9 protein-coding genes are annotated in these 12,972 nt (G+C 71.2%); 8 read left to right on the top strand and 1 reads right to left on the bottom strand.

Annotated elements, in window-relative coordinates; all coding sequences use genetic code 11:
• The first annotated feature begins 1 nt into the window (after position 1).
• From CS0771_RS16855 to CS0771_RS16840, 4 genes are all read left to right on the top strand, one after another.
• Positions 2-892: a DUF58 domain-containing protein gene (locus CS0771_RS16855; RefSeq protein WP_212841875.1), complete on the top strand. Its 891-nt coding sequence runs from the start codon at positions 2-4 to the stop codon at positions 890-892.
• On the top strand, positions 889-1,845 hold the full coding sequence (locus CS0771_RS16850) for a VWA domain-containing protein (protein WP_212841874.1): 957 nt from the start codon (positions 889-891) through the stop codon (positions 1,843-1,845). Before CS0771_RS16855 ends, CS0771_RS16850 begins: the two co-directional genes overlap by 4 nt.
• Entirely contained in the window at positions 1,845-2,891 is a 1,047-nt protein-coding gene (locus CS0771_RS16845; protein ID WP_212841873.1) for a VWA domain-containing protein, read from the top strand. The genes CS0771_RS16850 and CS0771_RS16845 overlap by 1 nt, the downstream gene beginning before the upstream one ends.
• Positions 2,892-2,953: 62 nt before the next feature.
• The gene (locus CS0771_RS16840; RefSeq protein ID WP_212841872.1) at positions 2,954-3,676 is read left to right on the top strand and encodes a hypothetical protein; all 723 of its coding nucleotides are present in this window, start codon (positions 2,954-2,956) and stop codon (positions 3,674-3,676) included.
• A 208-nt stretch (positions 3,677-3,884) separates the two neighbouring features.
• Here CS0771_RS16840 and CS0771_RS16835 read toward each other — a convergent pair whose 3' ends face one another.
• Complete coding sequence (locus tag CS0771_RS16835; RefSeq protein ID WP_244870841.1) at positions 3,885-5,210, bottom strand: ThuA domain-containing protein; 1,326 nt, start codon at positions 5,208-5,210, stop codon at positions 3,885-3,887.
• Between the two features lie 467 nt (positions 5,211-5,677).
• On the opposite strand from CS0771_RS16835, the gene CS0771_RS16830 reads away from it, so the two are divergent.
• The 4 genes from CS0771_RS16830 to CS0771_RS16815 all read left to right on the top strand — a co-directional run bounded on the left by CS0771_RS16830 (position 5,678) and on the right by CS0771_RS16815 (position 12,957).
• Positions 5,678-6,712 carry a LacI family DNA-binding transcriptional regulator gene (locus CS0771_RS16830; RefSeq protein ID WP_212841870.1) on the top strand — a complete coding sequence of 345 codons (1,035 nt, stop codon included), beginning with the start codon at positions 5,678-5,680 and terminating at the stop codon, positions 6,710-6,712.
• Positions 6,713-6,851: 139 nt separating this feature from the next.
• The gene (locus CS0771_RS16825; RefSeq protein WP_212841869.1) at positions 6,852-8,483 is read left to right on the top strand and encodes a CHAT domain-containing protein; all 1,632 of its coding nucleotides are present in this window, start codon (positions 6,852-6,854) and stop codon (positions 8,481-8,483) included.
• Positions 8,484-8,523: 40 nt separating this feature from the next.
• Positions 8,524-9,924 (top strand): hypothetical protein, encoded by a 1,401-nt coding sequence (locus tag CS0771_RS16820; protein ID WP_212841868.1) that lies wholly within the window; start codon positions 8,524-8,526, stop codon positions 9,922-9,924.
• A gap of 141 nt (positions 9,925-10,065) precedes the next feature.
• Positions 10,066-12,957, top strand: coding sequence for an extracellular solute-binding protein (locus CS0771_RS16815; protein ID WP_212841867.1), 2,892 nt, complete (start codon positions 10,066-10,068; stop codon positions 12,955-12,957).
• Positions 12,958-12,972: the final 15 nt, after the last annotated feature.

The raw sequence follows: 12,972 nt of genomic DNA, 5'->3' as shown, positions 1-12,972 counted from the left end.
CATGACGGCGGCCTCCGACCGGCTGCTGCGGCGCCTGGAGTGGCAGGTGCTGCGCCGTCTCGACGGGCGCCTGCAGGGCGGGCACCGCACCGTGTGGCGCGGGGTCGGCATCGACTTCGCGGACCTGCGGGCGTACACGCCCGAGGACGACGTACGGCACATCGACTGGAACGTCACGGCGCGCATGGACGAACCGTTCGTGCGGCAGTACACCGAGGACCGCGAGCTGACCGCGTGGCTGGTGCTGGACCGCTCGGCGTCGATGCGGGTCGGCGGCGGCGACGCGCCGGGCAAGGAGTCGGTGCTGACGGAGCTGGCGATCTGCCTGGCCCGGCTGCTGTCGCAGCATGGCAACCGGGTGGGCGCGATCCTGTACGACAACCGGCACCAGCGGGTCATCCCGCCCCGGGCCGGGCGCAACCAGATCCTGCGGCTGGCCCACGAGCTGGACCGGCCGGTCCCCGCCGACGCGCACGGCGCCACGACCGACCTGGCGGCGATGCTGCGGCTGGCGGCGACCACGTCCCGGCGGCGGTCGCTGTTCCTGGTGCTGTCGGACTTCATCGGCGAGCCGGGCTGGGAGCGGGCGCTGACACTGCTGGCGCACCGGCACGAGGTGGTCGCGGTGCGCATCGTCGACCCGGCCGAGCTGCGGCTGCCCGACCTGGGCCTGGTCGTCATCGAGGACGCGGAGACGGGTGAGCAGCTGCTCGTCGACACCGGGGATCCGCTGCTGCGCAGGCGCTTCCGGGCGCAGGCGCGGGAGCGGGAGGCGGCGCTGGACGGCGCGGTGACCCGGGCGGGCGCGGTGGCGCACCGGGTCACCACCGACACCGACCTGGTCGACGCCCTGGTGGGCATGGTGCACCGGTCCCGGCGGAGGCCCCGATGACGGTGCTGTATCCACCCCTGCTGGTCTTCGGCCTGCTGCTCAGCGCGGGCCTGATCGCCGGGTACGTGCTGCTGCGCCGCTCGCGCGCGAACGCGCCCCGGGCGACGGCGACGGGCCGGTCGGGGCTGCGCCGGCACCTGCCGTACGCGCTGATGCTGGCGGCGCTGCCGCTGCTGCTGGCGGGGCTGTCCCGGCCGCAGGCGGAGCTGCCGGTGCCCCGGGTGTCCGGCACGGTGGTGCTGGTCTTCGACGTCTCCAACAGCATGGCCGCCGAGGACGTGGCGCCCAACCGGCTGGCCGCCGCGCAGACCGCCGCCAACGCGTTCGTGGAGGCCCAGCCCGACACCGTCGACATCGGTGTGGTGATGTTCGGGCAGGGCGGACTGCTCACCCAGGCCCCGACCGACGACCGGCGCTCGGTGCAGGCGGCGATCTCCCGGCTGACGCCCAGCGGCGGCACATCGCTACGGCAGGCGATCCTGACCGCGCTGGGCGCGATCGTCGGCGAGCCGGTGGACCTGCCCGCCGAGGACGCGACCGAGCTGCCCGACCTGGGCTACTGGGGTTCGGCCACGATCGTGGTGTTCTCCGACGGCCAGGACGACGCGCCCGCCGACGCCGAGGCGGCGGCGATGCTCGCGGCCGGGGCCGGGGTGCGCATCGAGACGGTGGGCGTCGGCACGGTCGAGGGCACCACGGTCGAGGTCGACGGCTACCAGGTCGCCACCGCACTGGACGAGCAGCTGCTGACCGCCCTGGCCGCGGCGACCGGCGGCGAGTACCACCCGGCGCGCGACGCCGCGGCCCTGCACGACATCGGCGACGCGATCGACCTGCGCATCACCACCCAGCCCGAGCTGGTCGAGCTGACCGGCCCGCTGGCCGGGATCGCGCTCCTCCTGCTGACCCTCGGCGGACTGCTGATGATCCGCTGGTACGGAAGGATCGTCTGATGTCGCTCACCTGGCCGTGGGCGCTGGCCGCCCTGGTGGCGGCCCCCCTGCTGCTGGTCCTGCGCTGGTGGATGCTGAAGCGGCGACGCAAGCTCGCGGTACGGGTGTCGAGCCTGGCCCTGATCCGCGCCGCGCTGCCCGGCCCGAGGCGCTGGCAGCGACACCTGCCGGTGGCCCTGTTCGTGCTCGCGCTGCTGGCGCTGGGCACGGCCGTGGCCCGCCCGCAGGCGTCGCTGCGGGTGCCGACCAGCAGCAGCTCGATCGTGCTGGCGCTGGACGTGTCGCAGTCGATGTGCTCGACCGACGTGCCGCCGAACCGGCTGACCGCCGCGCAGGAGGCGGCCCGCGAGTTCGTCCGCTCGCAGGACGGCGGCACGAAGATCGGGCTGGTCGCCTTCTCCGGCATCTCGGGCCTGCTGGTGGCCCCGACCACGGACCGGGAGGCGCTGCTGGCCGCGATCGACGGGCTGACCACGGCTCGCGGCACCGCGATCGGGCAGGCGATCCTGACCGCGATCGACGCGGTCGCGGAGATCAATCCCGAGGTGGTGCCGATCGGCGTCGACCTGGGCGAGACGACCCGGCCGGAGGGCGACGGGTTCGTGCCGGACACCATCGTGGTGCTCACCGACGGCGCGAACACCCAGGGCGTGGACCCGGTGACCGCGGCCGAGCAGGCGGCGGGGCGCGGGCTGCGGGTGTACACCATCGGGTTCGGCACGACCGAGCCCGCGCCGATGGTGTGCAGCCCCGACCAGATCGGCAGCGGCGGCATGGGCACCCGGCCGGAGTGGCAGGGCCGCTTCGGCGGCGGGCGGCGCGCGCAGCTGATCGACGAGGACACGCTGGCCGCGGTGGCCGAGCTGACCGGCGGGGAGTATTTCCGCGCCGAGGACGCCGACCAGCTCAACGAGGTGCTGACCGACCTGCCGAGCACGATCGTCACGCAGGAGCGCGACGTCGAGGTGACCGTCTGGTTCGTGCTGGCGGGGGCGCTGCTGCTGGTCGGCGCGGTCGGCTTGTCGCTGCGCTGGAACCGTTCCTGAGCCGGACCGTCCAGGTGCGACGGTCTGGCGCGGGCGGCCCGTGATCGGCGAGGATGGGGCCCGTGTGGGACCTGACGATCAATCTGTTGGCGAGCGCCATCGCCGCCGCGGCGGTGTGGCTGACCCAGTACGCCCTGCGCCGGCGGCGGCTGCACCGGATGCGCACGTTCTTCGGGCTGGCCGCGGAGGCGCCGTGCGTGTTCTTCGTGTCCCGCCACGCGGCCTCGCCGCACCCGAACAGCGTGCACCGGGTCGACATGGGTGCGCTGCTGGAGCTGGCGGTGATCGCGCGGGACTGCGGCAGCCGCCCGCAGATCGCCTCGTTCGAGGACCGGCCGCTCGGGCTCGGTGAGCTGACCGAGTTCTGCGTGGGCGGGCCGACGTTCAACCCGCGCACCGAGAGCCACCTGCGCCGGATGCTGCCCGGCGTGGGCGTGAGCGGCACGAGCCCGAACCCGCTGACGTTCACCATCGGCGGGCAGGTGTACGAGTGCAAGCCGGGGCGGGTCGAGTACGTGCTGCTGGCGCGGGTGTTCGGGCCCAACGGCGGGCGGCCGGTGTTCCTGCTGTGCGGGCAGACCGCCCTGTCGAACCAGGCCGGGGCACGGCACCTGCGGGCGGAGTACGCGCGGCTGGCGAAGACCTACGGCGACCGCCCGTTCAGCCTGATGCTGCGGGTGGTGGACACCGACGCGTACGGCCCCGCCGTCGTCGACCAGATCACCGACGTCACCGCCGAGGCGACCAGCCCGCTGCCGCAGCCGCAGGAGCCCGCCGCCGCTTGATCATCCGACTTGCCTGGCACATGGGCGCATCCGCGTTCATGATTCGCCCACCTGCCAGGCAAGTCGGACGATCAAGCCCGGCCCGGGCCACGACTTCGGGTGGTGGGCCGGGCGGTGCACAGCCGCAGCGCGGCCACCGGGGTAACGCGCCTCGACGCCACGCGCCGGGCTCCCACCAGGTCGTGGCGGGAGCCCGGCTCATGCCGGGTCAGGGCTGCTGGACCAGGCGGAACGACTGGGCGCCGGTGCCGTTGCAGGTGTACTGCACGAGCTGGACGCTGTCGGCGGTGGACGCGGCCGGCACGTCCAGGCACTTGCCGCTGTTGCGGTTGACCAGGTGATACCAGCCACCGCCCTCGGCGACGGGAAGCCACTGCTGGTTGTTGCCGCCGCCGTAGGTCCACAGCTGGATCGGCGCGTTGTCGGCGGTGGACACGTTGGTCACGTCCAGCGACCGGGCCGCGTTGAGCCGGATGTCGACCCGGGTGTATCCGCCGCTGGTCGGCTGGAACCGGTACTGCTGCGCCTGCGAGCTGTTGCAGGTGTACTGCTGGATGGCGGTGCCGTTGGCGGACCCGGCGGCGCGCGCGTCGACGCACTTGCCGCTGTTCTTGTTGACCACGCTGTACCAGGCGGTGGGCGAGATCGGGCCGGTGGACGCCGACGGTGACGGCGAGGCGGGCACGCTCGGGCTGGGATTGGCGGTGGCGCCGCCCAGCCACAGCAGGCCGTCGATCAGCCAGCGGTTCTGCGTCTCACTGGCGAACGTCGAGGACAGCCGCGTGTTGGTGCTGTAGTTCATCGCGTTGTGCCCGAAGTTCGCGTACAGCATCCGGTAGTCGCGGTTGGTCCAGATGATCGGGTGGTAGCCGCCGTACCAGGTCTGGTTCGGGTCGGTGCCGACCGGGTAGGACGCCGGGTCGATCGACGCCAGGATGTCGATCCGGGGGTTCTGCCGCAGGTCGTTGCGCCAGGAGTACCACTCGCTGACCGCGGACGGGAACGTCGCGGGCAGCCGGACCGTGGACGGGTGGGCGCGGTTCTCGGTGCGCAGGGTGACCGCGGTCGGCCCCCAGGTGTTCGACACGAACGCGCCGGTGCCCAGGAACGTGTTGTAGTACCAGCTCCACGTGTTCGGGTCGGTGTTGAACGCGGTCACGTGGAAGCCCATCCAGGCTCCGCCGTTGCTCATGTACTGCTGGAACGCCGCGCGCCGGTCCGCGGGCGGGGCGTCGTCCAGGAACATGATCACCTTGTACTGGGCCAGGTGCGTGGCGTTGAGCCGGCTCCAGTCGGTGGTCGCCTCCCAGGTGAAGTTGTTCTGTGCGGCGGCCTGCGGGAACCAGGCCAGCGCCTCCTTGTCGAAGTCGATGTGGGCGGCGTCCCAGGTGCCGTTGTAGAAGGCGAGCACCTTGAAGGCGGGCGCGGCCTGCGCCGGGCGCTGTCCGGCGACCAGGCCGGTGGCCAGCACGGCGAGCAGCGCGACGGCGGCGGCCAGCCACCAGCGCACGGCGGGCAGGATGGATCGAGACACGACGTGTCCTCCGTTTCGGCATGACGTGGCAAGACGGGTCCTGCCCCACCAGGCCGAACCTGGAAGAAACCGTCCGGTAAACATTCTTAACTGACGATGTGCCAATAGGCAAGACGGTTCTCCTATCCATGACGACTGGAAGCGCTTCCGGCCCGCCGCACTCGCAGGACTTGAATCCTTCGTGAACGATGTCGACTCAGTGTTGGCCAATGTGGACGGCATGCATACACTGGGCTGGAAGCGCTCCCGGGAGTCCGGCGACAGAGGGCAGTCGCCGGCCAGAGGTCCGGGTGGCACGCGCACGCCTCCAGCGGCGATCGACGCGGGGAATGTGGTGCACGGATCCGGCGAGGCCGCCCGTGACCCCCCGGGAGCGCTTCCAGGATCCGCCTTCGCGCGGGGGTACGGATCCGCGCACCGCGCGTTACCCTTTGCCCACCGCGCCCAAGAGGAGACAAGACCACCCCATGGGGACCCCCCAACCGTCACGGCAACCCACATTGGACGAGGTAGCAGCCCTGGCCGGGGTCTCCCGGTCCGCCGCGTCCCGGGTGATCAACAATGCGCCGCACGTGAGCCGGGCCAAGCGCGAGGCCGTCGAGCGCGCCATCGCCGAGCTGGGCTACGTGCCCAACCCGACCGCGCGGGCACTGGCCACCAGCCAGGTCGGCTCGGTCGTGTTCGCGATGCCCAACGACGACCCGGCCGCCTTCGGCGACCCGTTCTTCGCCCAGGTGGTACGCGGGGTCAGCGCCGAGCTGGCCAAGACCGACCTGGAGCTGATGCTGGTCGCGGCACCGTCCCCGCACGGCCGCGACCGACTGCGCCGCCTGGTGCGGGCGCGCCGCGCCGACGGCGTGATGCTGATGGCCCTCAGCGGCGACGACCCGCTGGCCCACCTGCCGGAGGAGACCGCCATCCCGGTCGTCTTCGGCGGCCGCCCGCTGCACGTCGAGCCGCGCTGGTACGTCGACGTGGACAACCGGGCCAGCGCCCGCCTCGCCGTGGAGCACCTGCTGCGCACCGGCCACCGGCGTATCGCGACGATCACCGGCCCGCTGGACACCGACGTGGCGACCGCCCGGCATCGCGGCTTCCGGGACGCGATGGCCGAGGCCGGGCTGCCCGCCGACAGGGTCGCGGCGGGCGACTTCACCGAGCCGGGCGGGGCCGCTGCGATGACCCGGCTGCTGGACGCGTTCCCGGATCTGGACGCGGTGTTCGCGGCCAACGACGACATGGCCGCGGGCGCGCTGCGGGTGCTGCGGGCGTACGGCCGCGACGTGCCGGGCGACGTCGGGGTGATCGGGTTCGACGACCTGCCCGCCGCGCTGCACACCGACCCGCAGCTCACCACGATCCACCAGCCGATCGAGGCGCTGGGCCGGGAGATGGCGCGGATGCTGGTGGCGCTGCTGGCCGGAGAGCGCCCCTGCCCGATCATCCTCCCGGCCCGGCTGGTGGAGCGCGACTCCGTCCGGCCTCGCTCCACGCCCGCCTAGGCCTTCTCGTGCCGCGATCCATGTGAGGGAGAGGAAGCGGTACCGCTGAATCCAGCACGGTGCTCCTGGCTGTCCGTCAGAACCAGGTGAGACCCACATCGCGGGCATCGCGTACGCCCGCCCGGCTGTGAGGAGCACCGTGAAGAAGGTCCTTGCCCTCTTCTCAAATCCTGTGGGAACCGACGCGCTGAGGCTCGGCGAGGAAGACCGGACCATCCGGGAATGCGTACGGCGCAGCCGTCATCGCGACGAGATCCAGCTCGTCGTGCGCCATGCGACCACTGTGGATGACGTGCGGCGAGCGCTGCTGGACGACGAGTTCAGCATCGTGCACTTCTCCGGGCACGGAACGCGAACCGGCCTGCTGTTCGAGGACAGTCACGGAGCTCGTTACATCCCGCCCCAGGATGCGCTCGCCGATCTGCTGGCCGCATACGCCCCACCGCTGGAGTGCGTCGTACTCAACGCGTGCTACTCCCTTAACCAGGGCGAGTTCGTTTCGCTGGGCCTGCGGTTCACCGTCGCCATGGAGAAACCGATCTCCGACGCGGCCGCGATCACCTTCTCCGAGGCGTTCTACGACTCGATCGGCGCGGGTAAGGGGGTCGAGTTCTCATACGAGCAGGGTTTGGTGGCGTTGCGGCTCGCCGGGAGCCGGGAGCACACCACACCCGTGCTGCTCCGCCAAGGCGAGACCTGGCGATCACCGGCTTCCGTACCGACCCGGTCGGAGCCGGCGGACGGGCTGGCGGTCAGGGAGACCAGTGCCCTGATCGGCATTGCCTTGGACGTATCGGGCTCGATGGAGGACAGCTTCGACAACCGCAGCAGCGACATGCGCACCCGGCTGGAGAGCGTGCGCAACTCCCTGCAACGGTTCGCCGACGGCGAGCTCTCGCGGGCCCAGGCCGGACCAGTCCCCCCGGTGCGGGTCTTCGGGTACGCGTTCGGTCTGCGCAGCGGCGCGGTCTGCGACATGTTCTCGCTACTCAAGGCGGCTGACGGGGTGATGAGCCCCGCGGAGGTCAAGACACTTGCGGATCGCTATACGGCTGAGATGCGGGCGCAGTACAACGGCGGCGGCCTCGATGGGCTGGCCGGCTTGGCCCGCGCTTACGGTCTTGGCGGCCTCATCGGTCTCGCCGAAGGCCTCGGTGAGGCCGAGGTCCGCCGCAAGGTCGCAGTGGAGGTGCAGCGGCGGCTGGCCATGCGGCTCGACGAGATAGGCGACACCACGATGGAGATCTCCGAGTTCGCCAGGTTCTGGCGCGGCAGCGCCGCCAGGCTCGGCGACGCCGAACCGCTGATCTACGGTGATACCCCGATGTGCGCCGCACTACGGCAGATCCGCGACCGGTTCGTACGCGAACTCGAACGAACGCCGACAGAACGAACCGCGCCTATCCTGCTGCTCGTGTCGGACGGCGAGCCCACCGACGGTGACCCGGAGCCGATCGCGGACGAGATCCGCGACCTTGGCGTGGCCATCGTCTCCTGCTACCTGACGAACGTGGACCTGGCCTCTCCACGGCTGGTGCGTGCCGCCCCGGGAGCCGACTGGCCCGAGGGGGCGATCCGGCTGTTCAACATGGCATCCCGGCTGGACGTGGACTCCCCGCTGTGCCGACACCTTCTGCGCGAAGGCTGGCTGGTGGAGCCCGATGCGGCCTGCTTCATACAGGTCAACCATTCGGCGACGCTCGATGGTTTCGTCGGCCTTCTGTCGGTGCCCGGCTCCGGGGAGACGGACCTGCTTCCGAAGGGCCGATGACGGGAGCTGTCTCGACCACGTGGAGTGATGGGGTTGGCACGTGAGCACTGACCGCGCCGAGGCCGCCGGGTGGCTGCCTAATGTCGTCGGCCTGCTGATCGACGTCTCGGCGTCGATGAAGTCAAGCATTCGCAATGACACCGGCCGGGTGGTCGACCGGCTGGACGGCTGGACGGAGGCATTGCGCACGGCCGCCGCACGGGCATCGTCCGCGACCGTCGACACCACGGCGACCGACCAGCGCAGACCGCCGATGCGCATCTTCGCCTACGCGTTCGGCCTGACGGCGGCTGCCGGTGAAGTGTGCGACTTGTTCTCATTGCTGCGGCTCGTCGATGAGCAAGAGTCGCCCGAGGCGGCATCTGTCGTGCATTCGCCTGAGGAACCTGGTGCGGGCGAGAACCCGTATGACCAGTTGGACCGGTTGGCATTGCGCCATGGGAAGGCCGGGTGGCGTACCTGGATCCGGCGCAACCTGAGCCCGCACGAGGCCGCCATGCTATTGGCGAACCTGCGCGAATCGCCCGCTCTGTTACAGGGCCTGACCCGCACTCTGCCCAACATGTCCGAGGAGCAGTTTCGTCTCGCTGAGGCACGCGACCGCGGTGAGTTGAGGATCCGCGGAGCCGCCGACGCCTGGAACGGATTGTGGCTCGTGGTGAAGGCGAACGATGATGGCTTTCAGTCCCGGCTCGCGGAAGCGGAACAGATAGTTCGCACCATGTCGAGCCGTCGGGTCACCTTCGCCGAGGTGGTAGCGGACCGGCTGACTCGAGTCGGTCCGACCACCCTCACTCCGGGCGAGCTGGCCACCTTGCTTGAGAAGCGAGTGAACGCCGGACTCGGCAGTTCCGGCGTCGATGAGATCCTTTACGGAAACACGCCGTTGTGCCTTGCCCTGGAGCAGGCGACGGCACGATTCGCGCGTGAGCAGGCGGACCGTGCGAGTCCGGACATCTCCTGGAGCGACCTGCGCCAGAGTTGGCGTGCGTTTCGCCGCAGCGGACCTGACGAGCAGGGGCAGGCGGGCGCCCGATTCGTCAGCCTCGTGGCCAGGGAACTCGGCAAGCTCGCCGACATGGCCAAGAACGACGCTCGACCACCGGCCACGCTGTTCGTCGTCTCCGACGGTGAGCCGACCGACGGCGACCCGGCCGACCGGTTCGCATCCCTCCGGGATGCTGGCGTCACGATCGTCTCCTGCTTCGTCACCGCGCAGGACATGACCGAAGATCCTCGGGTGATCCCTGCGAAGCCGGATCCGTCCTGGAGCGCGGGTGCGCGCACGATGTTCAGCGCTGCATCACCGATCCCACAGGGACTGTTCCTGGATCATCTGAGAGAACGCGGCTGGCGGATTCCGGCCGATGGCAGGCTGTTCTTCCAGGTCAATCACTCCAGCTTGCTGGCCGAGATCGCCGAGATGCTGTTCGAACAGTGATCGGCACAACCCGCCGTACCACATAGCGAGGCCGTCTCGCCTCCGCGAGCGCGACCGTGGAACGCCTTGACTATCCTTACGGCTCGTAGTCAACGATCTTCACTTTCAGGAGGGCGGATGTCCGGTGCGGCCGGTGCTCCGATGCCGAACGTCGCGCCCCTGACGGCCCACGATCCCCGCGAGGCGGGGCCGTACCGGCTCATCGGCCGGCTGGGACAGGGCGGGCAGGGCGTCGTCTACCTCGGTGTGGACGGCGACGAGCGGCGCGTGGCGGTCAAGATGCTCAGCATCGACCTGCGCCAGCACGCCCGCGCGCGGGCCCGCTTCGCCAAGGAGATCGCCGCCGCGCAGCGCGTGGCGACGTTCTGCACGGCGCAGGTGCTGGAGGCCGAGCTCGACGCCGAGCCGCCGTACGTCGTCAGCGAGTACATCGAGGGCCTGACGCTGCACAGGCACGTGCGCGGGAACGGCCCGCTGTCCGGCAACGCGCTCTACCGGCTGGCCGTGGGCACCGCGACCGCGCTGGCCGCGATCCACCAGGCCGGGGTGGTGCACTGCGACTTCAAGCCGGACAACGTGATCCTCGGCGGGGACGGCCCGCGCGTCATCGACTTCGGCATCGCCCGCGCGCTCGGCTCGGAGACGATGACCGGCAACGTGATGGGCACCGTGCCGTACATGGCGCCGGAGCGCTTCCGCAACGTCGACGTCGGCCCCAGCTGCGACGTGTTCGGCTGGGCGGCCACCATGGCGTTCGCGTCCTCGGGCCGGGGCCCGTTCGGGCACGACTCGATGGCCACCGTGATGGCCCGGGTGCTGCACGAGGAGCCGGACCTGAGCAACCTGTCCGGGCCGCTGCTGGGCCTGGTGCAGGAGTGCCTGGCCAAGGACCAGCACGCCCGCCCGACCGCCGAGCAGGTGCTGCTGCGGCTGCTGGGCCACGGGGCGGTGCCGCTGAACGCCGCGCTGCGCGAGGGCAGCGACGCCGCGACGGCCGTCGCGGTGCCCGCGCCGCCGCCGACCGTCCCGGCGAGCCCTCCCACGATCACCGCGCAGCCGGTCTCCCCCGCTCCGCCGACGCAGACCGCGCCACGGCTGCCGGTCGACCCGCGTACGGCCGCCGCGACCGCGGCCGACCCGCGCCGGACCGCACCCGACTTCGGTGCCGTCCCGCCGGTGCCGCCGACCCGCCAGGACGTGGCCGGTCCGGGCACGATGGCCGGCCCGACGGTGCCCGCCCCGCGCGGCCCCGAGCCGGTCGGGCCGCAGCCGCCGCGCCGCCGTCGCCGCTGGCCGGTCGCGGTCGCGGCGCTGCTCACCGTGGCGCTGGCCGCGGGCGGTTACCTGTACGGGCGCTACGGCGGCGGCTTCGGCCCCACGGACTGCGTACGCCTGGACGTGGTCTCCTCCACGGAGAAGAACGTGCAGGTGGAGAAGCTGGCCCGGCGCTACAACGACAGCGGCCGGGCGTACGGCGGCGAGTGCGCGCAGATCAGCGTGCACGGCCTGACCTCCGGCCAGGCGATGGAGGCGCTGGCCGGCAACTGGGCCGAGGTCGCGGGCAACCGGATCCCGGAGCCGCAGGTCTGGCTGCCGACCTCGACGCTGTGGACCGGGCAGCTGGAGCTGCTGGACCGCGCGAACAAGCGCGCCCCGCAGACGCCGGGCGGCACCGAGTTCCCGTCGATCGCCAACAGCCCGCTGGTCATCGCGATGCCCGCGGCGAAGGCGGCGCAGGTGAAGCAGCGCGGCCCGCTGGGCTGGGGCGACATCCTGGGCATGTCCGGCGAGCAGGGCTGGGCGTCGTTCGGGAAACCGGAGTGGGGCCGGTTCACCTTCGGCAAGGACAACCCGAACCTGTCCACCTCGGGCCTGGCGGCCACGATCGCGGCGTATTACGCGGCGTCGAACAGCTCCAGCGACCTGACCGAGGCCGACATCCGCAACGCGGACGTGACCCGGTTCGTGCGGCGGATCGAGGCCAATGTGTCGCACTACAGCGACGACGTGGTGGATCTGCTCCGCTCGCTGGCGGCCGTGGACCTGTCCACCGTGGAGGGCGCCGCCGCGTCCGACCTGAGCGCGATCGTGACCCAGGAGGAGCTGGTCTACCTCTACAACCAGGGCGAGCTGAGCCCCACCCCGGGTAAGAAGCCGAAGGAGCCGCTCGTCGCGCTCTACCCGAAGGAGGGCACGTTCAACCTGGACCACCCGTATGTGGTGCTGCCCCGGGCGAGCGCGGCGCAGCAACGCGGTGCGGCGGACTTCCTGGCGTTCCTGCAGGAGCCCGAGCAGCAGGCGGAGTTCGAGGCGATCGGCTTCCGCGACCACGAGATGGTGGCATCGAAGGATCTCATCGCGACGGTCGGCGGCCAGGAGGCGGTGCAGAAGTACTTCGAGCCGCCCGCGCCGGGCGTGGTGCAGGCGATCAAGGCGAACTGGGCCACCCTGCGCAAGAAGGCCAACATCCTGATGGCGGTGGACGTCTCCGGTTCGATGACGGCCAACCAGGTCAACGGCCGCACCCGGCTGGAGGTGGCCGTCGAGGCGGCCTCGGACGGCATCGCGCTGCTCAACAGCGAGGACCGGGTCGGGCTGTGGGCGTTCTCGTCGCGGCAGGGCGGCGAGCGGCTGCCCTACCGGGTGCAGTATCCGCTGTCGAAGCTGGACTCCGGCGCGTACACGGCCAAGCTGCGCGCCATGAAGCCGGGCGGGCTGACCGCGCTCTACGCCACGGTGCGCGCCGCGCACCACTACATGCTGGCCAACTACGACCGCACCCGCGTCAACGCGGTGGTCGTGCTGACCGACGGCGAGAACGAGTACCCGGCCGACAACGACCTCAAGAAGCTGCTGAAGGACATCGCGCTGGACCCGGACCGGCCGGTGAAGGTCTTCTGCATCGCGTTCGACAAGAGCTCCGACCTGAAGACGCTGCAGGCGATCGCCAAGGCGAGTGCCGGCAAGACGTTCGACGCGCAGGATCCGACGATGCTCGACGAGACGTTCGTGAAGCTGCTCAGCAGCTTCTGACCAGCGCGGCAGAGC

Origin of the sequence: Catellatospora sp. IY07-71, assembly GCF_018326265.1 — a bacterium.
Lineage (GTDB): Bacteria > Actinomycetota > Actinomycetes > Mycobacteriales > Micromonosporaceae > Catellatospora.
The sequence above is the reverse complement of the archived record's forward strand: the minus strand, read 5'-3'. Positions and strand labels throughout refer to the sequence as shown.